General features: G+C 62.1%; 27 protein-coding genes and 1 tRNA gene. 16 read left to right on the plus strand and 12 right to left on the minus strand.

Features of this window, described 5'->3' with window-relative positions:
* Nucleotides 1–85: 85 nt before the first annotated feature.
* Genes osmF through NKJ40_RS07470 form a run of 4 tightly spaced genes read left to right on the plus strand, consistent with a single transcriptional unit; the run spans nt 86 to nt 3,897 of the window.
* Entirely contained in the window at nt 86–997 is a 912-nt protein-coding gene (gene osmF, locus NKJ40_RS07455; RefSeq protein ID WP_352465540.1) for a glycine betaine ABC transporter substrate-binding protein OsmF, read from the plus strand.
* 43 nt (nt 998–1,040) lie between these two features.
* Nucleotides 1,041–2,216, plus strand: a complete 1,176-nt coding sequence (locus tag NKJ40_RS07460; RefSeq protein WP_352465541.1) for an ABC transporter permease — start codon at nt 1,041–1,043, stop codon at nt 2,214–2,216.
* A complete protein-coding gene (locus NKJ40_RS07465; protein ID WP_352465542.1) occupies nt 2,213–3,151 on the plus strand; it encodes an ABC transporter ATP-binding protein in 939 nt (312 codons plus the stop codon). Before NKJ40_RS07460 ends, NKJ40_RS07465 begins: the two co-directional genes overlap by 4 nt.
* Nucleotides 3,148–3,897, plus strand: coding sequence for an ABC transporter permease (locus NKJ40_RS07470; protein WP_352465543.1), 750 nt, complete (start codon nt 3,148–3,150; stop codon nt 3,895–3,897). Before NKJ40_RS07465 ends, NKJ40_RS07470 begins: the two co-directional genes overlap by 4 nt.
* 24 nt (nt 3,898–3,921) lie before the next feature.
* On the opposite strand, the gene NKJ40_RS07475 is transcribed toward NKJ40_RS07470, so the two are convergent.
* Nucleotides 3,922–4,146, minus strand: a complete 225-nt coding sequence (locus NKJ40_RS07475) for a hypothetical protein (RefSeq protein ID WP_352465544.1) — start codon at nt 4,144–4,146, stop codon at nt 3,922–3,924.
* 88 nt (nt 4,147–4,234) lie between these two features.
* Here NKJ40_RS07475 and NKJ40_RS07480 point away from each other — a divergent pair, with 88 nt between their 5' ends.
* Together NKJ40_RS07480 and NKJ40_RS07485 are read left to right on the plus strand one after the other, a co-directional pair.
* Complete coding sequence (locus NKJ40_RS07480) at nt 4,235–4,732, plus strand: DUF2165 family protein (RefSeq protein WP_352465545.1); 498 nt, start codon at nt 4,235–4,237, stop codon at nt 4,730–4,732.
* Nucleotides 4,733–4,985: 253 nt separating this feature from the next.
* Nucleotides 4,986–7,127: a sodium-translocating pyrophosphatase gene (locus tag NKJ40_RS07485; RefSeq protein ID WP_352465546.1), complete on the plus strand. Its 2,142-nt coding sequence runs from the start codon at nt 4,986–4,988 to the stop codon at nt 7,125–7,127.
* 121 nt (nt 7,128–7,248) lie between these two features.
* On the opposite strand, the gene NKJ40_RS07490 is transcribed toward NKJ40_RS07485, so the two are convergent.
* Complete coding sequence (locus NKJ40_RS07490) at nt 7,249–7,782, minus strand: outer membrane protein assembly factor BamE (protein WP_352465547.1); 534 nt, start codon at nt 7,780–7,782, stop codon at nt 7,249–7,251.
* Nucleotides 7,783–7,896: 114 nt separating this feature from the next.
* Between NKJ40_RS07490 and NKJ40_RS07495 the strand changes: the two genes are divergently transcribed.
* The 7 genes from NKJ40_RS07495 to NKJ40_RS07525 all read left to right on the plus strand — a co-directional run bounded on the left by NKJ40_RS07495 (nt 7,897) and on the right by NKJ40_RS07525 (nt 12,831).
* Nucleotides 7,897–8,454, plus strand: a complete 558-nt coding sequence (locus NKJ40_RS07495) for a ubiquinol-cytochrome C chaperone family protein (RefSeq protein WP_352465548.1) — start codon at nt 7,897–7,899, stop codon at nt 8,452–8,454.
* 22 nt (nt 8,455–8,476) lie between these two features.
* Nucleotides 8,477–9,025 carry a YceD family protein gene (locus NKJ40_RS07500; protein WP_352465549.1) on the plus strand — a complete coding sequence of 183 codons (549 nt, stop codon included), beginning with the start codon at nt 8,477–8,479 and terminating at the stop codon, nt 9,023–9,025.
* 123 nt (nt 9,026–9,148) lie between these two features.
* The gene (plsX, locus tag NKJ40_RS07505) at nt 9,149–10,219 is read left to right on the plus strand and encodes a phosphate acyltransferase PlsX (protein ID WP_352465550.1); all 1,071 of its coding nucleotides are present in this window, start codon (nt 9,149–9,151) and stop codon (nt 10,217–10,219) included.
* Between the two features lie 9 nt (nt 10,220–10,228).
* Nucleotides 10,229–11,200 carry a beta-ketoacyl-ACP synthase III gene (locus NKJ40_RS07510; RefSeq protein WP_292658633.1) on the plus strand — a complete coding sequence of 324 codons (972 nt, stop codon included), beginning with the start codon at nt 10,229–10,231 and terminating at the stop codon, nt 11,198–11,200.
* A 104-nt stretch (nt 11,201–11,304) separates the two neighbouring features.
* Entirely contained in the window at nt 11,305–11,628 is a 324-nt protein-coding gene (locus NKJ40_RS07515; RefSeq protein WP_023717292.1) for an integration host factor subunit alpha, read from the plus strand.
* Between the two features lie 244 nt (nt 11,629–11,872).
* Nucleotides 11,873–12,415 carry a MerR family transcriptional regulator gene (locus tag NKJ40_RS07520; RefSeq protein ID WP_292658631.1) on the plus strand — a complete coding sequence of 181 codons (543 nt, stop codon included), beginning with the start codon at nt 11,873–11,875 and terminating at the stop codon, nt 12,413–12,415.
* 74 nt (nt 12,416–12,489) lie between these two features.
* Complete coding sequence (locus NKJ40_RS07525) at nt 12,490–12,831, plus strand: hypothetical protein (RefSeq protein ID WP_352465551.1); 342 nt, start codon at nt 12,490–12,492, stop codon at nt 12,829–12,831.
* Nucleotides 12,832–12,955: 124 nt separating this feature from the next.
* On the opposite strand, the gene NKJ40_RS07530 is transcribed toward NKJ40_RS07525, so the two are convergent.
* Nucleotides 12,956–13,147 (minus strand): hypothetical protein, encoded by a 192-nt coding sequence (locus NKJ40_RS07530; RefSeq protein ID WP_352465552.1) that lies wholly within the window; start codon nt 13,145–13,147, stop codon nt 12,956–12,958.
* A gap of 317 nt (nt 13,148–13,464) precedes the next feature.
* On the opposite strand from NKJ40_RS07530, the gene NKJ40_RS07535 reads away from it, so the two are divergent.
* A complete protein-coding gene (locus NKJ40_RS07535) occupies nt 13,465–13,743 on the plus strand; it encodes a helix-turn-helix domain-containing protein (RefSeq protein ID WP_352465553.1) in 279 nt (92 codons plus the stop codon).
* A 119-nt stretch (nt 13,744–13,862) separates the two neighbouring features.
* The gene (locus tag NKJ40_RS07540) at nt 13,863–14,321 is read left to right on the plus strand and encodes a YbaK/EbsC family protein (RefSeq protein ID WP_292658621.1); all 459 of its coding nucleotides are present in this window, start codon (nt 13,863–13,865) and stop codon (nt 14,319–14,321) included.
* Nucleotides 14,322–14,358: 37 nt separating this feature from the next.
* Here the strand turns inward: NKJ40_RS07540 and NKJ40_RS07545 are convergent, their stop codons facing one another.
* The 9 genes from NKJ40_RS07545 to NKJ40_RS07585 all read right to left on the minus strand — a co-directional run bounded on the left by NKJ40_RS07545 (nt 14,359) and on the right by NKJ40_RS07585 (nt 21,150).
* Nucleotides 14,359–14,553: a hypothetical protein gene (locus NKJ40_RS07545; protein WP_352465554.1), complete on the minus strand. Its 195-nt coding sequence runs from the start codon at nt 14,551–14,553 to the stop codon at nt 14,359–14,361.
* A 147-nt stretch (nt 14,554–14,700) separates the two neighbouring features.
* The gene (locus tag NKJ40_RS07550) at nt 14,701–14,931 is read right to left on the minus strand and encodes a hypothetical protein (protein WP_352465555.1); all 231 of its coding nucleotides are present in this window, start codon (nt 14,929–14,931) and stop codon (nt 14,701–14,703) included.
* Nucleotides 14,932–15,527: 596 nt separating this feature from the next.
* Nucleotides 15,528–15,725, minus strand: a complete 198-nt coding sequence (locus NKJ40_RS07555) for a hypothetical protein (protein ID WP_352465556.1) — start codon at nt 15,723–15,725, stop codon at nt 15,528–15,530.
* Between the two features lie 17 nt (nt 15,726–15,742).
* Nucleotides 15,743–16,003, minus strand: coding sequence for a hypothetical protein (locus tag NKJ40_RS07560; protein WP_352465557.1), 261 nt, complete (start codon nt 16,001–16,003; stop codon nt 15,743–15,745).
* Between the two features lie 389 nt (nt 16,004–16,392).
* Nucleotides 16,393–16,469 (minus strand) — tRNA-Pro (locus tag NKJ40_RS07565).
* A 36-nt stretch (nt 16,470–16,505) separates the two neighbouring features.
* Nucleotides 16,506–17,795 carry an O-antigen ligase family protein gene (locus tag NKJ40_RS07570; protein ID WP_352465558.1) on the minus strand — a complete coding sequence of 430 codons (1,290 nt, stop codon included), beginning with the start codon at nt 17,793–17,795 and terminating at the stop codon, nt 16,506–16,508.
* On the minus strand, nt 17,792–19,327 hold the full coding sequence (locus NKJ40_RS07575; RefSeq protein WP_352465559.1) for an undecaprenyl-phosphate glucose phosphotransferase: 1,536 nt from the start codon (nt 19,325–19,327) through the stop codon (nt 17,792–17,794). The genes NKJ40_RS07570 and NKJ40_RS07575 overlap by 4 nt, the downstream gene beginning before the upstream one ends.
* Before the next feature lie 122 nt (nt 19,328–19,449).
* Nucleotides 19,450–20,574: a glycosyltransferase gene (locus tag NKJ40_RS07580; RefSeq protein ID WP_352465560.1), complete on the minus strand. Its 1,125-nt coding sequence runs from the start codon at nt 20,572–20,574 to the stop codon at nt 19,450–19,452.
* 12 nt (nt 20,575–20,586) lie between these two features.
* Nucleotides 20,587–21,150: a polysaccharide biosynthesis/export family protein gene (locus NKJ40_RS07585; protein WP_254817578.1), complete on the minus strand. Its 564-nt coding sequence runs from the start codon at nt 21,148–21,150 to the stop codon at nt 20,587–20,589.
* Nucleotides 21,151–21,405: 255 nt separating this feature from the next.
* Between NKJ40_RS07585 and NKJ40_RS07590 the strand changes: the two genes are divergently transcribed.
* Nucleotides 21,406–23,655, plus strand: coding sequence for a GumC family protein (locus NKJ40_RS07590; RefSeq protein WP_352465561.1), 2,250 nt, complete (start codon nt 21,406–21,408; stop codon nt 23,653–23,655).
* Nucleotides 23,656–23,660 lie beyond the last annotated feature (5 nt).

Genomic DNA, 23,660 nt, shown 5'->3' on the forward strand with positions numbered 1-23,660 from the left:
TATGAAACCGTGTACCCCGACGGGGCATCGAAGCCATGCTCATATGCGGCAGCCGTATTCCGGTTCACAGCAAGGGATTTGTGAGATGTTTTCAATCAAGGTTCTGGCCGGTGCTGTACTGGCGCTCGGCATCACGGCAGCCTCGGCAAGCGCCCAGGTGGTGGTGTCGTCGAAGATCGACACCGAGGGCGGTGTGCTCGGCAACATCATCCAGCTGGTGCTGAACGCCAACAATATCCAGACCACCGACCGCATCCAGCTCGGCGGCACGCCCGTGGTACGCAAGGCGATTACAGCCGGCGAGATCGACATCTATCCGGAATACACCGGCAACGCCGCCTTCTTCTTCGAGAAGGCCGACGATCCGGTCTGGAAAGATGCCGCCAAGGCGTACGAGACTGCCAAGAAGCTCGACTACGACGCCAACAAGATCGTCTGGCTGTCCCCGTCACCGGCCAACAACACCTGGGCGATCGCCCTGCGCAAGGAGGTCGCCGAGACCAACAAGCTTGTGACGCTGTCCGACTTCGGCAAATACGTTTCGGGCAGCGGCAAGGTGGTGCTGGCGGCCTCCGCCGAGTTCGTCAATTCGGCGGCCGCGCTGCCCGCTTTCCAGACGACCTATGGCTTCACACTGAAGCCGGACCAGTTGATCACGCTCTCGGGCGGCGACACGGCGGCGACCATTGCCGCTGCGGCCAACCAGACTAACGGCGCCAACGCCGCCATGGTCTATGGCACCGACGGCGGCATCGCGCCTTCCGGCCTCGTCGTGCTTGAAGACGACAAGGGTGTGCAGCCGGTCTATCAGCCGGCGCCGATCATCCGCGAGGCGGTGCTGAAGGAGCATCCCGAAATCGAGACGCTGCTGAAGCCGGTCTTCGCCAAGCTCGATCTCGTCACGCTGCAGGAGTTGAATGGCCGCGTGCAGGTTGGCGGCGAGCCGGTCAAGGGCGTCGCTGAGGACTTTTTGAAAAAGAACGGCTTCCTGAAGTAAGGCGATTCCGGCGCGCCGCTTTCGAGGTGCGCCGGATCGGCCGATGGGGGAGGGCGTGCGCATCCGGTTCGACAAGCTCGGCGTGGTCATCGCGGCGATATCAGCCTATGCGGCTTTTGCGGCACCATTCGCCACGTTCCGCGCCAATCGCATCGTACCCGGCGAGGCGCGCTCGATCCTCGAATCTTTGCCTGCGACGGTCGGTCCGCTATTGATGGCGATTGTTGTCGCACCGGCGCTCATTGCGCTGCTGAAAACGCCGCTTGCTCTACGCCTCGCCGCCAGTGTGGTTGCACTTGGGGCGCTGGCGCTGCTGATCGGCGTTGCCGGCAGCTTCCTGACGCCCGCCGGCAACACCTTCGCCCGTATCTCGCCGGCTTCGGGCTTCTGGCTGCTTATCTTCGCCTTCACGCTTCTGCTCGCCGACGTGCTTACAAGGCTGAACCTGTCGCCGCAGGCACGGGTCGGCGTGCTTGTTGTCGCCGCAGCGGCGATCGGCCTGCTGCTGGTCTCGGGGAGCTGGAACAGCCTGTCGATCCTCAAGGAATATTTCAATCGCGCCGATAGCTTTTGGGCGGAAGGCTCCAAGCACGTGACGTTGGCGCTGGGTTCACTGGCGGCAGCAGTGATTATCGGCTTGCCGCTTGGCATCCTCTGCCACCGCGTTGAGAAATTGCGGGCCGGCGTGCTCAACGTGCTGAACATCATTCAGACCATTCCTTCGATCGCGCTGTTCGGCCTCTTGATAGCACCGCTCGGCTGGGTCGCTTCGCATGTGCCGGGTGCTGCCGCGCTCGGCATTCGCGGCATCGGTACGGCGCCGGCTTTCGTCGCCCTGTTCCTCTATTCGCTGCTGCCGGTTGTGGCCAACACCGTGGTCGGCCTTGCTGGTGTGCCGCGTGCCGCCAACGACGCAGCGCGCGGCATGGGCATGACCGACCGCCAGCGGCTGTTCGGCGTCGAGTTTCCGCTGGCCTTCCCGGTGATCCTCACCGGCATCCGCATCGTGCTGGTGCAGAATATCGGTCTCGCTACGATTGCGGCGCTGATCGGCGGCGGCGGCTTTGGCGTGTTCGTGTTCCAGGGCGTCGGCCAGACGGCGATGGACCTGGTGCTGCTCGGTGCCGTGCCCACGGTGGCGCTGGCCTTCGCCGCCGCTATCATCCTCGATGCAGTGATCGAAATGACCGCCGGCAAGCGCAGGGTTGAAACGGCATGATCGAGATCGAAGGCATTACCAAACGCTACGGCGAGACGACAGTCGTCGACGACGTGTCGATAGTAATCGAGCCGCGCAGCATCGCCGTCATCGTCGGCACCTCCGGCTCCGGCAAGACGACGCTGCTTCGCATGATCAACCGGCTGGTCGAGCCGACATCGGGCGTGATCAAGCTCGACGGCGTAGACAACCGCTCGGTGCCGGATTACGAGCTGCGTCGCAGCATCGGCTATGCCATCCAGGGCCACGGCCTGTTTCCGCATCGCACGGTGGCGCAGAACATCGCCACTGTGCCGGTATTGCTTGGCTGGGATGCCAACCGCATCAAGGCCCGCGTCGACGAGCTGATGACGCTCTACCAACTCGACCCCGAAGCCTACGGGCCACGCTATCCGCATGAGCTTTCCGGCGGCCAGCAGCAGCGCGTCGGCGTCGCCCGCGCGCTTGCCGCGGAACCCAACGTGCTGTTGATGGATGAGCCGTTCGGCGCGCTCGATCCGATCATCCGCAACAAGGCGCAGGAGGATCTGCTGGCGATCCAGAAGCGCTTCGGCACCACCATCATCCTTGTCACCCATGACATGGAAGAGGCTGTTCACATGGGCGACAAGATCGCAGTGATGGATGGCGGCAAAGTGGTGCAATATGCCGGGCCGGCCGAGATACTGGCAAAACCGGCCAGTGCGTTTGTCGAAACCCTGGTAGGTGCGAGCGAAAAACCGTTCCGGCTGTTGTCGCTTGGCCGGGTCCGCGACGCGGTGGAAAAAGGCACCGCCGAAGGCGAGGCGATCCCCGGTGAAGCCAGCCAGCGCGACGCGCTCGCCGAACTCCTGTGGTCGGGCCGCCCGGCGCTGCCGGTGAAAGATACCGACGGCAAGCCGCTTGGCCGTGTCACGGTGGACGGGCTGGTTAAGCGAGCGGCGAGGCCGGCATGAAGGCTTGGCTTCCCTCGCTGCTCAGGCTTGCCCTGGTGGTGGTGCTGATTGCCTTCGTCACCAATCCCGGCTGGTTCGAACCGCTGCTGAAGCCGCTGACAGAGAACAATGCGCCGGCAATCTACAATCAGGGCAGCCTGTTGACGCTAACGCTGCTGCATCTGCGGACCGTGCTGATAGCAACGGTTGCCGCGACAATCGTTGCGGTCGCACTCGCCATTCTGGTCACCAGGCCAGCCGGCGCCGAATTCCTGCCCCTGTCGCGCAGCCTGGTCAATATAGGCCAGACCTTTCCACCGGTGGCGGTGCTGGCGCTTGCCGTGCCGGCGGTCGGCTTCGGCGAAAAGCCGACGCTGATTGCGCTGTTTCTCTATGGCTTGCTGCCGATCTTCGAGAACACGCTGACCGGCCTGACGACGCTGCCGGCCAACGTCGTCGAGGCGGCGCGTGGCGCTGGCATGACTGGCTGGCAAAGGCTGGTCAAGGTCGAGCTGCCGCTCAGCGCGCCGATCATTCTCGGCGGTATCCGGCTGTCGGTGGTGATCAGCCTCGCCACTGCGACCATCGGCTCGACGGTGGCGGCGAGGACATTGGGCGAGGTGATCATCGCAGGCCTGCTGTCGAACAACCTCGCCTTCATCCTGCAGGGCGGCCTGATCGTCGCAGTCCTTGCCGTGCTGATCTATGATGGGCTGTCAGCGGTCGAGCGCTACACGGCTCGGCGCATGGGACGCGAGGCCGAGTAACCTCTCGGGCGAAGTTCGTTTCTTTCAGCGGCCCGTTGAACGCGCTGGATGATCGAGCGTCAGTTCGAGCGTGGCGCCCGTCTCGCTGGCCATCCAGCGGCGGCGGATGATGGCGAAATCGTGCTGTGTGCCGGCTCTAACCACAGAGACCAAGTCGCCGACTGCGCAATCACTGTCGAGATCGAGGGCTTCGACAGTCTCGGCAATGTCTTGCTTGCCGGCATAATGTCTCGCAATGGCTGTGAGCATGATGATCACTGGCCCACCCGTTGCGCGATCTTCGGGACTCGGTGATTGATGAGTGCGATGCCCCGATCTTTCAGCAGGAGTTCTTGCCATGACCGCGCGTTTCTCCAAGATCGTCATGTGTTTGTGTCTGGCGGCTTTCGCCTTCCTCGTCGCCTTCGGCAACATCACCGATTACGGCTCAAACTTCGCCTTTGTCCAGCATGTGCTGAGCATGGACACGACCTTTCCCGGCAACGCACTGATGTACCGCTCGATCACCAACCCGGCCTTGTGGACGGCAGGCTACTGGCTGATCATCCTTGGCGAGGCGCTGACCTGCCTGCTCTACTTGATCGCCGCCTGGCAACTCTGGCAGGCGCGCAACGCCAGCGGACAGGCTTTCAACGATGCCAAGAAGTTCGCCATCATTGCCGCCACCATGGGCTTCCTCGTTTGGTATTTCGGCTTCATGGTTGGCGGCGAGTGGTTCGCTATGTGGCAGTCTTCGACTTGGAATGGTCAGGAGGCGGCGTTCAAATTCTACATGACCATGCTGGTGGTGCTGGTCTTCGTCGTCCAGCCGGACGGCGACCCGCGCAAAGCCTGAAGGCCGTTCGCCGATTTCGATCGATCTAACCGGACGGCAGTGTCGACAGGCGCACTGCCGTCCAGCCTTTTGGACGAAACCCGGGATCTTTTGGGCGAAAGCCGGACAAGAACCGAACAATATCTTGACGTTCCGAGCCCTGTTTCGCATAAGCCGCTGCGAAGGGACGGATTCCGGTTGCGGAAAATTCGTCCCCTGTCTCAACGGCCCGGGGAGGGGTTCTTTTGGGCCACCAATCGAGGAAAATTCGGCAATGACCATAATTTCTGCTGTCATCGCCTGCGGTCTGCTTTCAGTCCTTTACGCCATCTGGGCGACACGTTCGGTCCTCGCGGCCGATCAGGGCAATGCACGCATGCAGGAAATTTCCGCGGCCATCCGCGAAGGCGCTCAGGCTTATCTGGCGCGCCAGTACACCACCATCGCCATCGTCGGCGTTGTGGTCCTGCTGCTCGCCTGGTGGCTGCTTTCGATCACCGCCGCCATCGGCTTCCTGATTGGCGCCGTTCTATCGGGTGCCGCTGGCTTCATCGGCATGCACGTCTCGGTGCGCGCCAATGTGCGCACCGCGCAAGCCGCTTCCAACAGCCTCGCTGCCGGCCTCGAGATCGCCTTCAAGTCGGGCGCCATCACCGGCATGCTGGTTGCTGGCCTGGCCCTGCTTGGCGTTTCGATCTACTATTTGATCCTGACCCAATTCATGGGCCTTCAGCCCGATGACCGTGTCGTCATCGACTCGCTGGTTTCGCTCGGCTTCGGCGCCTCGCTGATTTCGATCTTCGCCCGTCTCGGCGGCGGCATCTTCACCAAGGGAGCCGACGTCGGCGGCGATCTCGTCGGCAAGGTTGAAGCCGGCATTCCCGAAGACGATCCACGCAATCCGGCCACCATCGCCGACAATGTCGGCGATAATGTCGGCGATTGCGCAGGCATGGCCGCCGACCTGTTCGAGACCTATGCGGTAACCGTCGTCGCCACCATGGTGCTCGCCGCCATCTTCTTCGGCGGCACCGCCGTTCTCAGCTCGGCTATGCTCTATCCGCTGGCCATCTGCGGCGCCTGCATCCTGACCTCGATCGTCGGCACCTTCTTCGTCAAGCTCGGTTCCAGTGGCTCGATCATGGGCGCGCTCTACAAGGGCCTGATCGTCACCGGCCTGCTGTCGATCGTCGGCCTTGCCGTCGCCACTTCGGCATGTATCGGCTGGGGCGAGATCGGCACCGTCGCCGGCATGGCCATCACCGGCACGAACCTGTTCATCTGCGGCCTGGTCGGCCTTTTGGTAACCGGCCTGATCGTGGTGATCACCGAATATTATACCGGCACCAACAAGCGCCCGGTGAACTCGATCGCCCAGGCCTCGGTCACCGGTCACGGCACCAACGTCATCCAGGGCCTAGCGGTCTCGCTGGAATCGACGGCGTTGCCGGCGATCGTCATCGTCGGCGGCATCATCTCGACATACCAGCTTGCCGGCCTCTACGGCACGGCGATCGCGGTGACGACGATGCTTGGCCTCGCCGGCATGATCGTCGCGCTCGACGCTTTCGGCCCGGTCACCGACAATGCCGGCGGCATTGCCGAAATGGCCGGCCTGCCAAAGGAAGTGCGCCAGTCCACCGACGCGCTCGACGCGGTCGGCAACACCACCAAAGCGGTAACCAAGGGCTACGCCATCGGTTCGGCCGGTCTCGGCGCGCTGGTGCTGTTCGCGGCCTACTCCAACGACCTCAAGTTCTTTGCCGCCAATGGCGACAAATACCCCTACTTCCAGGGCATGGGCGACGTCTCCTTCGACCTCTCCAATCCTTACGTCGTCGCCGGCCTGATCTTCGGTGGCCTGATCCCGTATCTGTTCGGCGGCATCGCCATGACCGCCGTCGGCCGCGCCGCGGGTGCTATCGTCCAGGAGGTGCGCAAGCAGTTCCGCGAGGATCCGGGCATCATGGCCGGCACCTCGAAGCCGAACTATGCGCGCGCCGTCGACCTTCTGACCAAGGCAGCGATCCGGGAGATGATCGTTCCGTCATTGCTGCCGGTGCTGGCGCCGCTGGTGGTCTATTTCGGCGTCCTCCTGATCTCCGGTTCGAAGGCATCCGCCTTTGCCGCGCTCGGCGCCTCGCTGCTCGGCGTCATCGTCAACGGCCTGTTCGTTGCCATCTCGATGACCTCCGGCGGCGGTGCCTGGGACAACGCCAAGAAGTCGTTCGAAGACGGTTTCGTCGACAAGGACGGCCTCAAGCACCTCAAGGGCTCCGAAGCGCACAAGGCCTCGGTGACCGGCGACACGGTCGGCGATCCCTACAAGGATACTGCCGGCCCGGCGGTCAATCCGGCGATCAAGATCACCAACATCGTCGCGCTGCTGTTGCTGGCCGTTCTCGCGCACGGCTAAGCTCGGTCTCTATGGCGTTAAGACAAAAACCCGCGGGATCGCTCCCGCGGGTTTTTCATTTCCTGAGATGTGCCGCTTTCAGGGAAGCGAAAGGAACGAAAGCCGATACCGCCGGGGTGGATCAGGTGCCGCCGAGCGTGCTGCCGCCGCTGGCGCCCGGAACACCAGGCGCCAGCTTGCTGGCGCCACTGATGATCTGGCTGAGGAAGTTCTGGTCCTTGCCGCCGGTCGGCGTGGTGCGCGAGATGAAGTCGAACACCTTGCCGTCCTTCAGGCCGTAATTGGCGATCTGGGTGACGCGCCCGTCATCGCCAAAATAGACCGCCAGCACATGCTGGTCGATCAGCCGCGGCTTGTCGAAGGCGACATAGCGCTTGCGCGTCTGCGAAATGTAATAAAAGGCCTCGTTGTCGAAGGTCGCCTTCGTCGAGGGAGTGCCGAGCGCCAGCAGCACCTGTTCGCGACTTGAGCCGACCGGCACCAAGTCGATCGCCTGCTGGTCGATGACGTAGCCCTGCGTCAGCGTCTCGCTCGGATTGAGATCGCCGATCATCTTGGACGAATTGCAGGCGGAAAGCGCCGCGGCGATCACCAGCAGCGAAACCGCACCGGCGGGCCTGGGCAGGAAAGTCGACTTGAATTTCAGCGCGCGCAACTACAACTCCATAAGCTGGCCGCAACTTGCGCTGGGCCGCAAAACCGGTAAACCAGCTTGCTTGCCGATGCAACAAGGCCACTTCAACAAACGGTCCCGGGAGACCACCCTCAAATGTTCCAGCGCCTCTTTGGCCGCGAACGACATGCCAACCGCGCCATCACCGAGGCGCTTTACGCACAAATCGTGGCGGCGGCGCGGCAAACGGTGTTTTATTCCGCCTGGAACGTGCCGGACACGCCGCTCGGCCGCTTCGAGATGTTGTCGTTGCACATGTTCCTGTTCCAGCACCGGTTGCGCGGCGAGGGTGGTGCTGCGGCAGAGGTTGCGCAGGTGCTGATCGACGAGTTCTTCATGGATGTCGAACATTCGTTGCGGGAATTGGGCATTGGCGACGTCGGCGTGCCGAAGCGCATGCGGAAACTGGCGAAGATGTTCTATGGCCGCACCGCCGCCTATGACGATGCGCTGCAACGAAATGACCATGATGCACTTGCCGCCGCCCTTGCCCGCAATGTCAGGCCCGACGCCGGCGCCTGGCCGCAAGCGTCGCAACTGGCACTCTATGCCGCCGATGCATCAAGGCAACTCACGGAACAGCCGACCGAATCGATCGTTTCCGGCACGGTGGCATTTCCCGTGGCCAACTCTGAGCGATGGCGGGCCGAGTGAAGGCGGCGAAGTGGAGGCGAAGATGAAACATCCTGATTCCCACAGCCCAGTGTCATTCCTGGCAAATGTCGCCCGGCTGCCGCAAAAGGGGCTGCCGGTGGTGATCGATGCCGACGCCGGGCAGCGCGCCCTGCTGGCCGTCGAGCACGAGCTGCTTTCGGTCGAGAACTATCGCGCCGAACTCCTGGTCGAGCCCTGGAAGCGCAACGGGGTGAAAGTCAGCGGCCATGTCGAGGCCGATATAACGCAGGCCTGCATCGTCACCCTCGACCCGGTCGAGGCGCATATCGACGAGCCGGTCGAGGCGCTGTTCCTGCCGGAGCAATCCAAGCTCGGACGGCAAGGTTTCGACGGCGGCGGTGAGATCCTGCTCGACGCCGAAGGGCCGGACAGCCCGGAAACCTTTTCCGGCGACGCGATCGACGTCGGGGCGCTTGCCGAGCAGTTCTTTGGCTTGGCGATCGATCCCTATCCGCGCAAGCCGGGTGTGTCGCTGGAGGTAGCCGGCGATGCCGAGCCTGTGGAGAATGAATTCCAGCAGAAGCTCAGATCACTGCTGGGAAAATCCTGATAGCTGACCCAATTTGAGAAAAGTTGGTTGTGCGGCAGCCCAAAACCGTTATTTTCGCCGAACCTTCGCGAGCCCCGTACCTTGGCAAGCCCGCTGGCCAAGCAACCGTGAGATGAACACCGCGTGATCAGGATTTCCATTGATGCCATGGGCGGCGATCACGGGCCAAGCGTGGTCATCCCGGCGCTCATGACTGTCGCCACCCGCCGTCCGGATATACGCTTCGTCATTTATGGGCGTGAAGAAGTGGTACGGCCCGAACTCGCCAAATTCCCCAAGCTGGCGGAAGTGAGCGAGTTCATCCACTGCGAGATCGCAGTCCGGATGGACGACAAGCCGAGCCAGGCGCTGCGCCATGGTCGCTGGAAATCATCGATGTGGAAGGCCGTCGAGGCGGTCAAGGCAGGCACTGCCGATGCCTGCATCTCGGCCGGCAATACCGGCGCGCTGATGGCGATGTCCAGATTCTGCCTTCGCACCATGGCGACCATCGACCGCCCGGCAATCGCGGCGCTCTGGCCGACCTTGCGCGGCGAAAGCGTGGTACTGGACGTCGGCGCTACCATCGGCGCGGATGCGCATCAACTGGTTGATTTTGCCATTCTTGGCACCGGCATGGCGCGCTCGGTTTTCGGCATCGAACGGCCGAGTGTCGGGCTGCTGAATGTCGGCGTCGAGGAGATCAAGGGCCAGGAGGAGGTCAAGGAGGCGGGCCGTATGCTGCGCGAGGCCAACATGGCCTCGATGAACTACCATGGCTTTGTCGAGGGTGACGACATCGGCAAGGGCAGTGTCGACGTCGTCGTTACCGAAGGATTTGCCGGCAATATCGCGCTCAAGACGGCGGAAGGCACGGTCAGGCAGATCGCCGGCTATCTGCGCGCGGCGATGAACCGGACGCTGATGGCCAGGATCGGCTATATCTTCGCCAAGTCCGCCTTCGATCGCCTGCGCGAGAAGATGGATGTCGGCCGTTCCAATGGCGGCGTCTTCCTCGGATTGAACGGCATCGTGGTGAAAAGCCATGGCGGGGCTGATTCGGATGGCTTCGCGGCGGCGATCGAGCTTGGCTACGACATGGTGCGCAACAATCTACTTGACCGCATCGAAGCCGATCTCGACCTGTTCCATGCCCGCAATCCGAATGCCCAGACAATCCGGAAATCCGACGTCGTCATCGACGCAAAGGAATAGGAAAGAGCATTGATCAGATCAGTCGTGCGCGGCACGGGCGCCGCGCTGCCCCGCCGCATTATGAAGAATGCCGATTTCGAAGGCATGGTCGAGACGTCGGACGAGTGGATCGTCCAGCGCACCGGCATTCGCCAGCGCCACATCGCGGCCGACGACGAGACGACGGCCTCGCTGGGCGAGGCGGCAGCGCGCGCAGCCCTCGACAGCGCCGGCTTGACGGCTGACGACATCGACCTGATCGTGCTGGCGACCTCAACGCCCAACAACACCTTTCCCGCGACCGCGGTCGAGATCCAGAACCGGCTCGGCATGCACCACGGTTTTGCCTTCGACCTGCAGGCGGTCTGCTCCGGCTTCGTCTATGCAGTGGCGACCGCCGACCTCTATATCCGCGGCGGCTTGGCCAGACGGGTGCTGGTGATCGGCTCGGAAACGTTTTCGCGCATTCTCGACTGGAACGACCGCTCGACCTGCGTTTTGTTCGGCGACGGCGCCGGCGCGATGGTGCTGGAAGCAGACACGGGGGCAGGCGGCATCGCCGACCGAGGCGTTCTGGCGGCCAGCCTGCGCTCCGACGGCATCCACAAGGACAAGCTTTTCGTCGACGGTGGGCCGTCGACCACCGGAACGGTCGGGCACCTCAGGATGGAAGGCCGCGAAGTGTTCAAGCATGCGGTCGGCATGATCACCGACGTCATCGAGGCGACGTTCGCACAGGCCGGCATCAGCGCCGCCGATCTCGACTGGTTCGTGCCGCATCAAGCCAATAAACGAATTATTGACGCTTCGGCCAAAAAGCTCGGGATAGAGGAGCGGAAGGTGGTGGTGACCGTCGATTTGCACGGTAATACCTCGGCTGCTTCCGTGCCGCTGGCACTGTCCGCGGCCGTCGCCGACGGTCGCATCAAAAAGGGTGACCTAGTACTACTTGAGGCGATGGGCGGCGGCTTCACCTGGGGCGCCGTCCTGCTCCGCTGGTAAGTGCCGAACTATCGGGTTCGGGTCCTTGACCTTGACGGATCAATTACTTAGGTTCTGCCGTTGCTTGTATCGATTTATGTTTTTGAGCTGATGGGACGGTTCGTATGGGGGGAAAGACACTTACGCGCGCCGACCTCGCCGAAGCCGTTTACCGCAAGGTTGGGCTGTCGCGTACTGAATCGGCCGAGCTTGTCGAGGCGGTGCTGAATGAGATCTGCGAGGCGATCGTTCGCGGCGAGACGGTGAAGCTGTCGTCCTTCGCGACCTTCCACGTCCGCTCCAAAAACGAGCGCATCGGGCGCAATCCCAAGACCGGTGAGGAAGTGCCGATCCTGCCGCGCCGGGTGATGACCTTCAAGTCGTCGAACGTGCTGAAGAACCGTATCCTGCGCTCCCATCAAAACAGCAAAGCCAAGGGCAGCAAGTAGACGCCCGATCCACTTTGCCGAGAATCATGCTCCAGACTTCGGTTGAAAAACGAACCCTGCTTTTGCGCCGGGCTTGAATATTGTTTCATAAACCGCTGAAATAAGATGCGATTCGGTAGGCCGGATTGGTATTTGGGTGTGATCCGCTCCGGCGGGACGGAAAGCTGCTCGCCTTGTTAAGTGTGATGTCGCCCGAACCCGGTTCCCGCCTTTCGCGATCATGCTCTAGCGTGAGGATTCGCCCATGGACAAGAGCCCTGATGCCTTCCGCACCATCAGCGAGGTCGCGGAGGATCTGGATTTGCCGCAGCACGTGCTGCGCTTCTGGGAGACGCGTTTCAACCAGATCAAGCCGATGAAGCGCGGCGGCGGCCGCCGCTACTACCGGCCGCAGGACGTCGAACTGATCAAGGGTATTCGCCATATGCTCTACGATCAGGGCTATACGATCAAGGGCGTGCAGAAGCTGTTGCGCGAGAACGGCAACCAGTTTCTGATCGCCCTCGGCAGTGGCGACATGGCGGCGGTCGAGGCGATCTCGCAGCGCCGACAGGCTGACACGGTACCGCTGACGCAAGCGGCGCAGCCGCGCGGCCCGGACGACGAAATGCTGGTCGGCCAGCCGAGGGTGAAACCCAGCCGTCGTTTTTTCGGCATCGGCAAGACCGACGAGGAAGGTCCGGTTCCGCCGGACACGTCAAAACTTTCCCGTGACAATCGCGCATTGCTGCAGGAGGCGCTGTTCGATCTACTTGAATGCAAGCGCCTGCTCGATCAGGTTCGCTAGAGCCCGCCGGGCTGACCGGAACGGTCTTCAGGGTCATGCGTTAGGCTTCCTTCTACAGATGAAGGAAGCACGTCATGGCATCGCTTTCGAGCATCTCCGACACCGATCTGAACAAGCAGGTCGCGGCCTTGACCAGGGAACTGGCCACCTTGAAGAAAGCCGTGTTAAAGCAGGGCGGCGCCCTTTACGAAGACGGGCGCGATACCGCGTCGGATTATTATTCGGATATCACTGAGCGCCTCGGCGACGCCTTGCCGGCAATCAGAAGGCAAGGCCGGGCGATCGAGAAGACCGCCCGAGATCATCCGGCGACGGCGGCCGCTGTCGGGCTGGTTCTGGTCGGGCTGGTCGCCAGTCTGTTCCTCGGCGGCCGGCAGCAACAAGCACCGCGAGGGCGTTCAAGATCGGCACGTTGAGATAAGCAAATGGCGTGGTCAGCGGACCGCCGCCATTTTTCGCCGACACGGAAAGCCCGGCAAGCGCGCCGCCTTGATCAAGGACCACAACGCCTGATTGCCGGTTGTTCGCCCGAGGATGTTTTCAGTACTTCTTCGCCACAACCTTGTGATGGTGGCGGTAATGGTGGTGGACGCGGTGATGGTAGTGATGGCGGTGATGCTTCTTGACGGTGGTGTGCATCGTCGTTGCATTCGCGCTGCTTGCGCCGATGATCGGCATTGAGAGGGCAAGTGCGATTGCAAGTCCAAGGGCGGAGAGAAGCGGCTTGTTCATGACATCGTTTCCTTTTTGCGCAGGCGGAATTTGAGCGTCACTGATTCAGGTCGGTGACGCGAGCGCTGCGGTTGGGACTATCGCCTTGGAGTTTTTCGGCAGTTTTTCCGGCCTGTAGAATTTTGTTTCCGAACTGTGTTTGCTGACGATCCGGCCAGATGTCAGCTCGCCGGCATCCGCCATTCATTCCGGCGTCGGTTCACGATGCCGTGACGCTATCTTTGATGCTTGGCAAATCACCGGCGAGCGGGCATTCTCCCGATCGTCTCAGGCAACAACATGATTTGATCTAACTCTTTCATCCCACGGAGTTGCCAATGCCCCAAATAGCAAAACGCGAACCTTACTCCGAACTGGCGGCGAGCGCGGTTACGCCTGAACGCAGTGCCGTCCGAACCGCCCGGGAAGCCCGTGGATACAGCATCGAAGAGCTGTCCCTGGCGTGCGGGCTGGCAGCCTATGAGATCGCCGACCTTGAAAGCGGCAAGGATGCCGATCCTTCGAAACGTCGGCGTATTGCCTCCGCGCTTCAACTTCCGGAAAGCGCTCTGTTTGACGAAGCCGTGTTGCCTGCCAAAAGGCGATCCGTGTCGTAGCGGCGTACCATGCTTTTGTTCCACGAGCTCGCCATGGGTCGCCCTGGCGGGCTTCGTTTTTCCGGCCACGTAGTGGACTTGCCGGCCGCCACGGCGACGCCAGACGGAAATTGCTGGAGATGAGCCTCGAATCCGTTCGCGCCTTCTTCGCCGCCCACGCGCCCGACATTGACGTCATTGTCACGGAGGCAAGCTCGGCGACGGTGCCTCTGGCCGCCGAAGCGCATGGCGTAGCGCCGGCGCAGATTGCCAAGACGATCTGCTTGCGCGCCGGCGACCAGACGATGCTGATCGTGGCCGGCGGGGTCTCCAGGCTGGACAACCGCAAGTTCAAGGACCGGTTCGGCGGCAAGGCGCGAATGCTGGATGCCGAGCAGGTGTTCGCCGCGACCGGTCATCCCGTCGGCGGCGTATGTCCGTTCGGCCTGCCATCACCGCTGCCGGTCTATTGCGACGTCTCGCTGCGCGCCTTTGACGAAGTCGTCCCCGCCGCAGGCGCAACCAACGCCGCCGTGCGGCTCAGCCCGCAACGCATGGCGGAACTCGTTGGCGCCGAATGGGTGGATGTGTGCCAGTAGCCCCTTATCCGGGGCGTGGGACCGCTGAGCGTTACCGCTATTCGGTCTTCTGTGGTTCTTCTTTCTTGATCGTCTGAGCGTCCGTGGCAGTCGACATATCGGCCTTCTCGACGCTCGCTGTCCTCGTCTGTGTGTCGACCGATGCCTGGACCTTGGAATGCGCGGGGCAATCCGCAGAGGCAGCTGATATGGACATGGTCAGTGCCGCGGCTGTTGCGAGGAATGTCTTCATGATCATTCTCCTCTTTCGTTCGATGGGTAAAGTTAGCCCGTCTGGCACCGACCGCAAAATCACATTTGTTCACACGCGCTCTTGCGTGTACGGAAGCCTACGCTGGACCAACAATTCAAATGGTTGCGCGGATAGCCGCTTGCCGTATCAAAGCCCACTGGCTCCGGCCGGAGGATTGGCGTTAAAAATCTCGCCGCTCAGAACCAGTCTCAAATCTTCGGCGCTGAGCTGACCACTTTCGAACAAATCCATCACCCTGCGGCCGAGCACTTCTCTGCCTGGATCGCCGTCAGCGAGGCCTAGTTCACGGAATCGGGCATCAAGTGCTTTGGTCAACATGGTCAGCTCGGCAGGACAGGTAGCTCCTTGAAGCGACATTGCATCTCTCCCGAAAAGGGCGAAAGGGCGTGTCATCTTCGAAGCGTCCGCTCGCCCTTACAACTGCGGACGACGGCAATTCAACTAGAGCCAATCTTTTTCGAACTCAACATTCGAACGTATTAAAAACGCCGCCCGCGCTCCAATGTGAGGATCCTGCTACAATACGGTATGGCCGTCCGAATAGCGGTTGTCCTCGCGCTTCTTTTCGCCTTCGCGTACGGTTTCGCAAAACTCGTGGAACATTATGGCAGGGTTGGCGACAGGCCCTCTCCGTGTGAAGAATTGCCCTATCCTGATTGTCCTGACCAAAAAGCTCCTCCCCGGGAAGAAACTAAGCCTTGAGCGCGCGCCTGTTCAGGCCAGGCCAGCCGCCGGCGTTCAACTAGTCCTTTCCAACCGACGGTTGGTGGACGCATTGCAGCTGATGCGCCTAGGGTTCACTACGATCCGCGCGCACCGGGCATGCCCAACCCCCGAGTCACCCCTGCCTGATGCAAGGCGCCTGATCGAGTCCCGCCGTTCTGGCATGTGCGGCGGGACCTTTTTTATTGAAGGTGGAGCACAGGCTCGCGGTGAAGGTTGGCAAACCTTACCTAGCCACTACCGCGCGGTTTCTCGGCGGGCTTCTGGCTTGACTTCAGGATCCGTGCCTCGCGCACGAGTGATGCGTGATCAATTCCAATCATTTCGATGAGATCGCGCGCCTGCGCTTCCGTTATGCCGGTCTCATCGGCGAGCAGCCGCGCATGAAGATACTTGATACGCTCGCGGTCGGTCTCATCCTCGCCCATGGTGACAATCACCTTTTTTAGCAATCAGCTTTCGCTTCGCCGAGGTGCATTCGTGCTCTTTCCTGGCGGATCTCCCTTGCCGTCCGATCGCTCCGGCCGGCCGCCCGCCGGAGCGCCTTGGTGGCTTCCGCAACGCCCGCGCGGTCGTTGTCATTGGCCCGGATCAGTTCGGGGACCTGGTCCACGGCGATGCCATTCTGCCGCGCGAAATGCTCCACGTCGTAGTCCTGGCTGGACCCCAGGCGGTCTCGGTCGCGCGTGCTCTTGTCGTCGGCCATGTGGTCCTCCTGGTGGAGCTTCGGATCAATGGCAACGTGGGCAAGCAGCTTTCGTTGCGGCATCAACGCGGAAATGGTTGTGTTCGCTCTGGCTAATATAGTCTTTGCACCTAGGGCTCTCCCGTGTGCGTAAAATTGCAAGTACCGGCGCCGGCCGCCTCTTGTCGGCCGCGATCAGCCGACTGAGGGACCGCATGATCTCCCCACGTCGAGCCGGCCTCGGTCATGCAATCGGTGATCGTCTGAAAGCCGGGCGCCATCGCCTCCTGGCCCAGTCAGCGCAACATCAAGGCCGCCGAAACCGCGTCCGCGGCCCATCGGCTGGGCGGTGCCATGCGGCTACTGACTGCATAGCCAGTTTGGGGGGAAACTAAGCCTTTGGATTTTAATGGTCGGAGTGGCCGGATTCGAACCGACGACCCCTTGACCCCCAGTCAAGTGCGCTACCGGGCTGCGCTACACTCCGGACCGGTCGCGATGTATCGTGATAGACCGGCTCCGGTCAACCGAATTCGGTCGCTGTCCTGCCTGAAGTAACAGCAACGGGGATTGCCGGTCGCTGCGCCGCCCGCAACTGCCACTGGTGGCGGTATTCGAGCGCGATGGCACCCCAGATCAGGCCGAGCAGCAGGTAGACATGGCGCCAGTGGTCGATGTCGATGAAGGTGCCGAGCCCGACATTGCCGATGAAGGCGACGTAGGCGCATAGAAGATAAGGCTGCCACGGCCGGTCGCGCAGCAGAATGCGGAAGCCGGCGGCGATCGTCCAGCACGTCAGCGTCAGGAACGACACGAAGCCGAGCCAGCCGTAATCCATCAGCATCTTCAGCCAGATGTCGTGCGTGTCCTCGCCGAACATCTTGCCGAAGACGAGCGGGCCGATGCCGAACGGATGCTCCAGCGCCATCTGAAAGCCGATCGTGTAGCGGGCGAAGCGGCCGAGGCGGGCGGTGTCGTAGCTTTGTTCGAGCTGTGCGCGGTTCGAGAACATCTCCGCGACGCCCGGCAGTTGCAGAATGACGATCGTCGCGATGACCAGCAGTCCGACGGCGGCGATGGTCATGACGACGACGCGCAGCCGGAACTTGCCGCTGGCGCTCTGCAGGAACAAGGCACCGGTCAGCAGGATCGCCGAAACGGCGAACATGCCCCAGGCGCCGCGCGAAAAGGAAAAGAAGATGCCGGCGGTGATGATCAGCAGCGGCACCGCCAATAGCGGCATGCGCGCGACCGAGCCGGTAAGCAGCAGATAGAGCAGGTAGATGCCCGGCAGCACCAGGAAAGGCCCGAACACGTTCGGGTCCTGGAAGGCGCCGGCGGCGCGGTCGTATTTGGTGAAGATCTCCGCTCCTGGAAAGGCATGGAAATAGCCGGCTATGCCGACCAGCGAGGTCAGCACTGCCGACACCACGTAGGCGACGAAGATCACCCGATAGAGACTGGGCTGGACGGCCGTTACCGAAGCGAAGAAAACCGCGGTCAGAGCCAGGAACAGCGAGACGGCGAGATAGAGCGGCGTGCCGGCGAGGTCCGACATCTGCGTCATCGAGATCATACCGCCGATGTTCATGATAACCAGCAGCACCAGCAGCGGCACCGCCGCGCGCTGTATGCGCATGCCGAACAAGGGCCACACCACGATCAGCCCGATCATATAGAGGTCGTACGGCGCGGGCTCGGCAATGACGAAGCCGGACAGGAAGACGCCGAGGAAAACCGCCCCCGACGCAATCAGTGCAATCAGCTTGGCGTTGACCGCCGCCGCCGGCAATTCGTAGGCCGTCGCGCTCAATACGCGTTTTCCGTATTGAGCAGACGGATCGGCGTCAGGAACAGGATTCTGAGGTCGAACAGGAGCGACCAGTTCTCGATGTAATAGAGGTCGTATTCCGTCCGCATGCGAATCTTCTCGTTGGTGTCCATCTCGCCGCGCCAGCCATTGATCTGCGCCCAGCCGGTCACACCGGGCTTGACTTTGTGGCGGGCGAAATAGCCGTCGACCACTTCATTGTAGAGGAGGTTGTGCGACTGCGCGGCAATGGCGTGCGGGCGCGGCCCGACCAGCGACAGCGAACCGAACAGCGAATTGAAGAACTGCGGCAATTCGTCGATCGAGGTCTTGCGGATGAAGCGGCCGACGCGGGTGACGCGTGGATCGTTCTTGGTCACGGTCTGCTTCGCCGTCGGGTCCGCCTTGTCGGTGTACATCGACCGGAACTTGTAGACCTCGATGATCTCGTTGTTGAAGCCGTGTCGTTTCTGGTGGAACAGCACCGGCCCCTTGCTGTCGAGTTTGACCGCGATTGCGGTCGCCAGCATCACCGGCGAGAACACGATGATGCCGATGATCGAAAAGACAATGTCGAAGGCGCGCTTGGCGACCGAATCCCAGTCGTTGATCGGTTTGTCGAAGATATCGAGCATCGGCACCGAGCCGATGTAGGAATAGGCGCGCGGCCTGAACTGCAGCGCGTTTGAATGCGCCGATAGCCGGATGTCGACCGGCAGCACCCACAGCTTCTTCAATAACTGCAGCACGCGCGATTCGGCGGTCAGCGGCAGCGATACGATCAGCATGTCGATGCGCGCGATGCGGGCAAATTCGATGAGTTCGGAAATTGTGCCGAGCTTCGGATAACCGGCGACAACCGGCGGCGACCGCTTGTCGCCGCGGTCGTCGAAGATGCCGCAGATGCGAATGTCGTTGTAGGGCTGCCTTTCGACCGAGCGGATCAGCACCTCCGCCGCCTTGCCGCCGCCGACGATGACGGCGCGGCGCTCCATCCGCCCGTCGCGCGCCCATCGCCGAATCAGCTTCGACATCACCAGGCGGAGACCCAGTATCAGCACGAAACCGACGATGAACCACGTGCCGAAGAGCAGGCGCGAATAGTCTTCCGACATTTTCATGGTGAAGGCGGTGAGCGCCATCAAGGCGAAGGTTCCGGCCCAGACGAGCAGGAGCCGGCCGAAATTGGCGATCGGCCGCATCAGCGCGACGATCTGGTAGCAGTCGGTGACGTCGAGCAGAACGACCGCGAGGAACGAGGTGGCGGCGATCGTCAGTGAGTATTGCCAGGCAAGATAGTTGAAAAAGCCGACGTAATAGAAATAGACGGCAAGACCTGACACCAACAGCAGCGCGAATTCCACCATGCGCAGGACGCCGCTCACCATGATCGGCGACATCGTATCGCGCCGGTATTGCGAGGCGACCTGGCGGGCGACGTCGTTCATGCCGCCGGCCGTGTTGTTCTCGGCAGGGGCGTCGAATTTGCGCACCGCGTCTAGCGAAAAACGGCGCGCGGGGTCGATTTCGTTCATGGGGCGTCCGTAGGTTTCCCTCACGTGAATAGCAAAAGAGAGCTAAGAAACCCTTGAAACAACAGATGGCTTTGGAGACGCTTTCACCGAGGGCGTTTTGCAGCCGAGTGGAACCAGTTGCTCTATTGTTTGAGCGCGGCGAAATAAGCTTTTTCGATTTCAGCGGCCATTACATCGGCGCCGAAGCGTGCCTTGAGGTTGGCGGCGCCGGGCATCAGGCCCTTGTAGGCGTCGAGATCGGCCAGTGCAGTGCTTATCTTGTCGCCAAGTTCGCGTGGGTCGGGCTGGATCAGGGAAGGCGAGCCGGTGTCGAAGATTTCCGGTATGCCCCCGACCGACGTCGCGATGATCGGCTTGCCGGCGGCGAGTGCTTCCAGAACGATGTAGGGCATGGCTTCCGCACGCGAGGGAACGACGACCAGCTTGGCCAGCGCGAAGGCGAGCCGGGCTGGCATCGGCGGCAGGAAGCCGACGTCCAGGCCGCGCTGATTCACCTGGGCGCGATAGCGCGGCAGGTCGTCGCCATCGCCGACCATCAGCGCCTTCAATGGGCGGCCGAGCCCCGTTGCGGCTATCCCCAGCGCATCGATGAAGATGTCCGGGCCTTTGAGGTCTCGCATCATGCCGATATAGAGGAGGTCAACCGCATTGTGCTCGGTCCGCACCGGCTCGAACTCGGCGGCGCGCAGGCCGTTGTGGACGAGAGCGTTCGGAATGGGCGGCTCGCCGACCTTCCTGCGATAAGTCCGCCGCTCATAATCGGAAACAAACAACAGGCAATCGGTGAAGCGAGCCATGAAGCGCTCGAGCGCGAAGAACAGCTTCCCCATGGCGGTGGTCTCGTCATAGTGGAGCGAGCCGCCATGCGGCGAATAAAGGCGGGCTACGCGAGACCTGGATACCCGCAACAATGAGCCGAACAGACGGGCATAGGCGCCACCTTTGGCGCCATGCCCGTGCAGCACGTCCGGCCGCAATTCTTTTATGATCCTATAGGTGCGCCGGGCCGAGGCGAGATCGCCTGGCCCGACATGCCGCTGCATCGGCGTTCGGTGAATACCGAGCGCCAGGCTGTCTTTCATCTGTTCGAACAGCCGTTCCTCGAAATCGCCCCCAGTCGTCGAATCGCAGACGATGCCGACGGCATGGCCGGCGGCAACCTGAGCCTCGGTCAGGTCGCGCACATGCCGGAAGATGCCTCCGACCGGTGAGCGAAAGCAGTGGACGATCCTGAGTGTGTCCGCCACTTGGTCAGCACGTCAAAACAGGCGTTCGCGAACGTAGACTGTATCCCCGGGCAACAGCGGGTCGGAGGTCACCACGCGTCCAGTTATCACTTTGCCGTTGATGTCGCGGGTAATGTCGACGCTTTCCTGGTTGGCGCGCGGCGTGAACCCGCCGGCGATTGCGACGGCTTTCTGCACGGTCAGGCCCGGAACGTAGGAATACTGGCCCGCCGCGCCCACTTCACCCATGACGAAGATCGGTCGGTAGCGATCGATTTCGACTGAAACGTCGGGATCCCGCAAATAGCCCTGGCGCAGTTTCTCGGCGATCTCGCCCTCAAGCTGCTGGGCGGTATGGCCGCGCGCCGGCACGTTGCCGACGAGCGGCAGCGAGAGATAGCCGGACTGGTCGACGCTGTAGGTGTTCGTCAATCCTTCCTGCTCGAACACGGTGACGCGGACGCGGTCGCCGGCACCGAGGCGATAGGGCTGGTCGAGCACTTCATGGAATGCGGCCGGCGTCGGCCGGTAGCTGGAGCAGCCCGAAAGCATAGATACGGCAAGCAGCGCGCGGAAAAGGGGAGCAGTGCTTTTCATGAGCGGACACGTACCTTTGAATAGCCGGCGACTCTGCGGCAAACCTTAACGATCGAGCTCGGTTATCATCCTGTTAGGGTTAATGGCCGGTAAAGGCGCGCGGCCGATGCGGGCCGGATTGGCAAATGCAGATGGTTTTCAGCCTCTTGTTTGCGGCTTGTTAGTAGAGCCTAACAGGTTCTTACCGCGATATTAACGGCTGAGTTACCATAGTTGTTTACGGTGCATGCTGACTCAGTACCGGAGCAGGGATGCATGTCCGTTCAATCCGCGGCCGCAGATGTCGACGTCGATCTCAGGCAGCTTTTCGCCAGCCTGGCGCGAAACTGGCTGCGCATCCTTGTCGTCGCGCTGGTTGTAACCGGCCTGGCCTTTGCGCTCGCCTGGCTTGCAACGCCCGAATACAAGGCGGCAGCCAAGCTGGAAATCGGGCCTCGAGAATCGGAGTTCACGCGGCCAGCCGGTACCAACGGCAACGAGCGGTCGATTCCCGACGAAGAGGCTGTGGCCACCGAGGTTCAGATAATTTCGTCCCCTGACATCCTCAAACAGGTGGCGGCGAAGCTCAACCTGGCGAAATTGCCCGAATTCGACGAGGCGCTGAAGATGTCGGCGCTGAGCCGCACCCTTGTCCTCGTTGGCTTGAAAAGCGATCCCTTCGAGATCCCGCTGGAAGAGCGCGTGCTGGACGCAATGCATGAGAAGCTCAACGTCTATGGCGTCGAAAAAACCCGCGCGATAGCAATCGAGTTCTCGTCGGAGGATCCAAAGCTTGCCGCCGCGATCCCGAACGCCATTGCAAACGCCTATATCGCCTCCAAGGGCAACGCCAAGCTCGAATCGAATTCCGCCGCCACCGACTTTCTGGCGCCGGAAATCGCGGATCTGCAGAATCGGGTGAAGGAGGCGGAAGCCAAGGTTGCCGCATTCCGTGCCCAGTCCGATCTTTTGATGGGCGGCAACAATTCGGTGCTTGCCACTCAGCAGCTGTCCGAATTGTCGAGCGAACTGTCACGGGTCCGCGCCAACCGCGCTTCGGCGGAAGCGACCGCCGACAGCGTGCGCAGGGCGTTGCGTAATGGCGGCTCGCTGGATGCCGTTCCGGAGGTGTTGTCTTCCGAACTGATCCAGCGCCTGCGCGAGCGGCAAGTCGAACTCAAGAATAACATCGCCGACCTTTCCACCACCTTGCTCGACAACCATCCGCGCATCCGCGCGCTGAAGTCGCAGCTCGCCGATCTCGACCGCCAGATCCGCAACGAAGCGGAAAAGATCATGAGGGGTCTGATGGCGCAGGCCGAGACGGCGAAGGCGCGAGAGGCTCAACTCATGGCCGACGTCAACACGCTGAAGGCGGCGTCCGCCCGCGCAGGCGAAGAGCAGGTGGAACTCGATGCGCTGCAGCGTGATGCCGCGACCAAGCGCCAGCAGCTCGATCTCTATTCGTCGAGCTATCTCCAGGCGGCCGCACGCAAGGATCGCAACTACCTGCCCGTCGACGCTCGCGTATTTTCGGAGGCCCAGGTGCCGGCCGAACCCTATTTCCCCAAGATTGGTCCGATTGTCAGTGCGGCCTTTGTCGGCTCGTTGCTCATCATGGCGATCGTCACGCTGCTGCAGGAACTGTTTTCCGGCCGCGCCATGCGTCCGGCCGCCGGTGCCCATTTCGAGCGCATCGAGCAGGTTGCGATGCCGGCTGTCCAGGCCGAACGCGTAATGGCCGAGCCCGCCCCGCCGGTTGCCCGGCCCGAACCGGCAGCCGCCGAAATCGATGAGGCCGACGACGACAAGATTATCGAAACCAAAATGGAGCCGGAACCCGTCGCGGTGGCGGAAGCGGCTGCCGAGAAAATCGAACCGGAGTACTCTGAAATGGCTGCTGCAGACATTGAACCGGCACGTTCTGTCCTCGGCGAGGTCGACATCGACAAGGCCGCGGAAAAACTGATCGCCACCGGTGCCGCCCGCGCCATATTCGTGTCGCCGGAAGGCGACGAGGCGGCCGCCTCGGCGGTGCTGGTGGCGCGTGCGGTCTCTGACGCCGGGCTACGCGTGCTGCTGCTTGATCTCACCGCTTCGGGTGCCGCCTCGCGGCCGATGCTGGACAGCGGGCTGTTTCCGGGCATTACCGATCTGCTCGCCTCGCAAGCGCAGTTCAGCGATGTGATCCACCCCGATCTCTATTCGGACTGCCACGTTATTCCCGTCGGCACAGCCGATCCGGTTCGCGCCATGCGCGCCGCCGACCGGCTGCCGATCATCATGCAGTCGCTGACCACCGCCTATGATCTGGTCGTGGTCGAATGCGGGCCGGCCGACGCGCAAGGCATCAGCCGCCTGGTGGGCGAGGGGACCGAGGTCTTGCTCTCCATGCTTGAGCCGGACGACGAGGTGACGCAGGCCGCGGTCGCGCTCATCGAGAGTGGCTATCCCGACCTGACGCTGGTCACGCCGATCGGCCATGTGGCGCCGGGGCCAATGCCGGGACGGCGCTCGGCCGCCTGAGGCAG

Source organism: Mesorhizobium sp. M0119 (genome assembly GCF_040322615.1).
Lineage (GTDB): Bacteria > Pseudomonadota > Alphaproteobacteria > Rhizobiales > Rhizobiaceae > Mesorhizobium.

Excerpts from the sequence above, each read along its gene's own strand:
- NKJ40_RS07550 (WP_352465555.1), bottom strand. The coding sequence starts at position 14,931 with ATGTCGCTTCAAGGAGCTACCTGTCCTGCCGAGCTGACCATGTTGACC.
- NKJ40_RS07545 (WP_352465554.1), bottom strand. The coding sequence starts at position 14,553 with ATGAAGACATTCCTCGCAACAGCCGCGGCACTGACCATGTCCATATCA.
- NKJ40_RS07530 (WP_352465552.1), bottom strand. The coding sequence starts at position 13,147 with ATGAACAAGCCGCTTCTCTCCGCCCTTGGACTTGCAATCGCACTTGCC.
- NKJ40_RS07500 (WP_352465549.1), top strand. The coding sequence starts at position 8,477 with ATGAAACATCCTGATTCCCACAGCCCAGTGTCATTCCTGGCAAATGTC.
- NKJ40_RS07520 (WP_292658631.1), top strand. The coding sequence starts at position 11,873 with ATGGACAAGAGCCCTGATGCCTTCCGCACCATCAGCGAGGTCGCGGAG.
- osmF (WP_352465540.1), top strand. The coding sequence starts at position 86 with ATGTTTTCAATCAAGGTTCTGGCCGGTGCTGTACTGGCGCTCGGCATC.
- NKJ40_RS07460 (WP_352465541.1), top strand. The coding sequence starts at position 1,041 with ATGGGGGAGGGCGTGCGCATCCGGTTCGACAAGCTCGGCGTGGTCATC.
- NKJ40_RS07515 (WP_023717292.1), top strand. The coding sequence starts at position 11,305 with ATGGGGGGAAAGACACTTACGCGCGCCGACCTCGCCGAAGCCGTTTAC.
- NKJ40_RS07480 (WP_352465545.1), top strand. The coding sequence starts at position 4,235 with ATGACCGCGCGTTTCTCCAAGATCGTCATGTGTTTGTGTCTGGCGGCT.
- NKJ40_RS07475 (WP_352465544.1), bottom strand. The coding sequence starts at position 4,146 with ATGCTCACAGCCATTGCGAGACATTATGCCGGCAAGCAAGACATTGCC.
- NKJ40_RS07560 (WP_352465557.1), bottom strand. The coding sequence starts at position 16,003 with ATGGCCGACGACAAGAGCACGCGCGACCGAGACCGCCTGGGGTCCAGC.
- NKJ40_RS07495 (WP_352465548.1), top strand. The coding sequence starts at position 7,897 with ATGTTCCAGCGCCTCTTTGGCCGCGAACGACATGCCAACCGCGCCATC.
- NKJ40_RS07470 (WP_352465543.1), top strand. The coding sequence starts at position 3,148 with ATGAAGGCTTGGCTTCCCTCGCTGCTCAGGCTTGCCCTGGTGGTGGTG.
- NKJ40_RS07525 (WP_352465551.1), top strand. The coding sequence starts at position 12,490 with ATGGCATCGCTTTCGAGCATCTCCGACACCGATCTGAACAAGCAGGTC.
- NKJ40_RS07485 (WP_352465546.1), top strand. The coding sequence starts at position 4,986 with ATGACCATAATTTCTGCTGTCATCGCCTGCGGTCTGCTTTCAGTCCTT.
- NKJ40_RS07590 (WP_352465561.1), top strand. The coding sequence starts at position 21,406 with ATGTCCGTTCAATCCGCGGCCGCAGATGTCGACGTCGATCTCAGGCAG.
- NKJ40_RS07540 (WP_292658621.1), top strand. The coding sequence starts at position 13,863 with ATGAGCCTCGAATCCGTTCGCGCCTTCTTCGCCGCCCACGCGCCCGAC.
- NKJ40_RS07465 (WP_352465542.1), top strand. The coding sequence starts at position 2,213 with ATGATCGAGATCGAAGGCATTACCAAACGCTACGGCGAGACGACAGTC.
- NKJ40_RS07585 (WP_254817578.1), bottom strand. The coding sequence starts at position 21,150 with ATGAAAAGCACTGCTCCCCTTTTCCGCGCGCTGCTTGCCGTATCTATG.
- NKJ40_RS07575 (WP_352465559.1), bottom strand. The coding sequence starts at position 19,327 with ATGAACGAAATCGACCCCGCGCGCCGTTTTTCGCTAGACGCGGTGCGC.
- NKJ40_RS07555 (WP_352465556.1), bottom strand. The coding sequence starts at position 15,725 with ATGGGCGAGGATGAGACCGACCGCGAGCGTATCAAGTATCTTCATGCG.
- NKJ40_RS07535 (WP_352465553.1), top strand. The coding sequence starts at position 13,465 with ATGCCCCAAATAGCAAAACGCGAACCTTACTCCGAACTGGCGGCGAGC.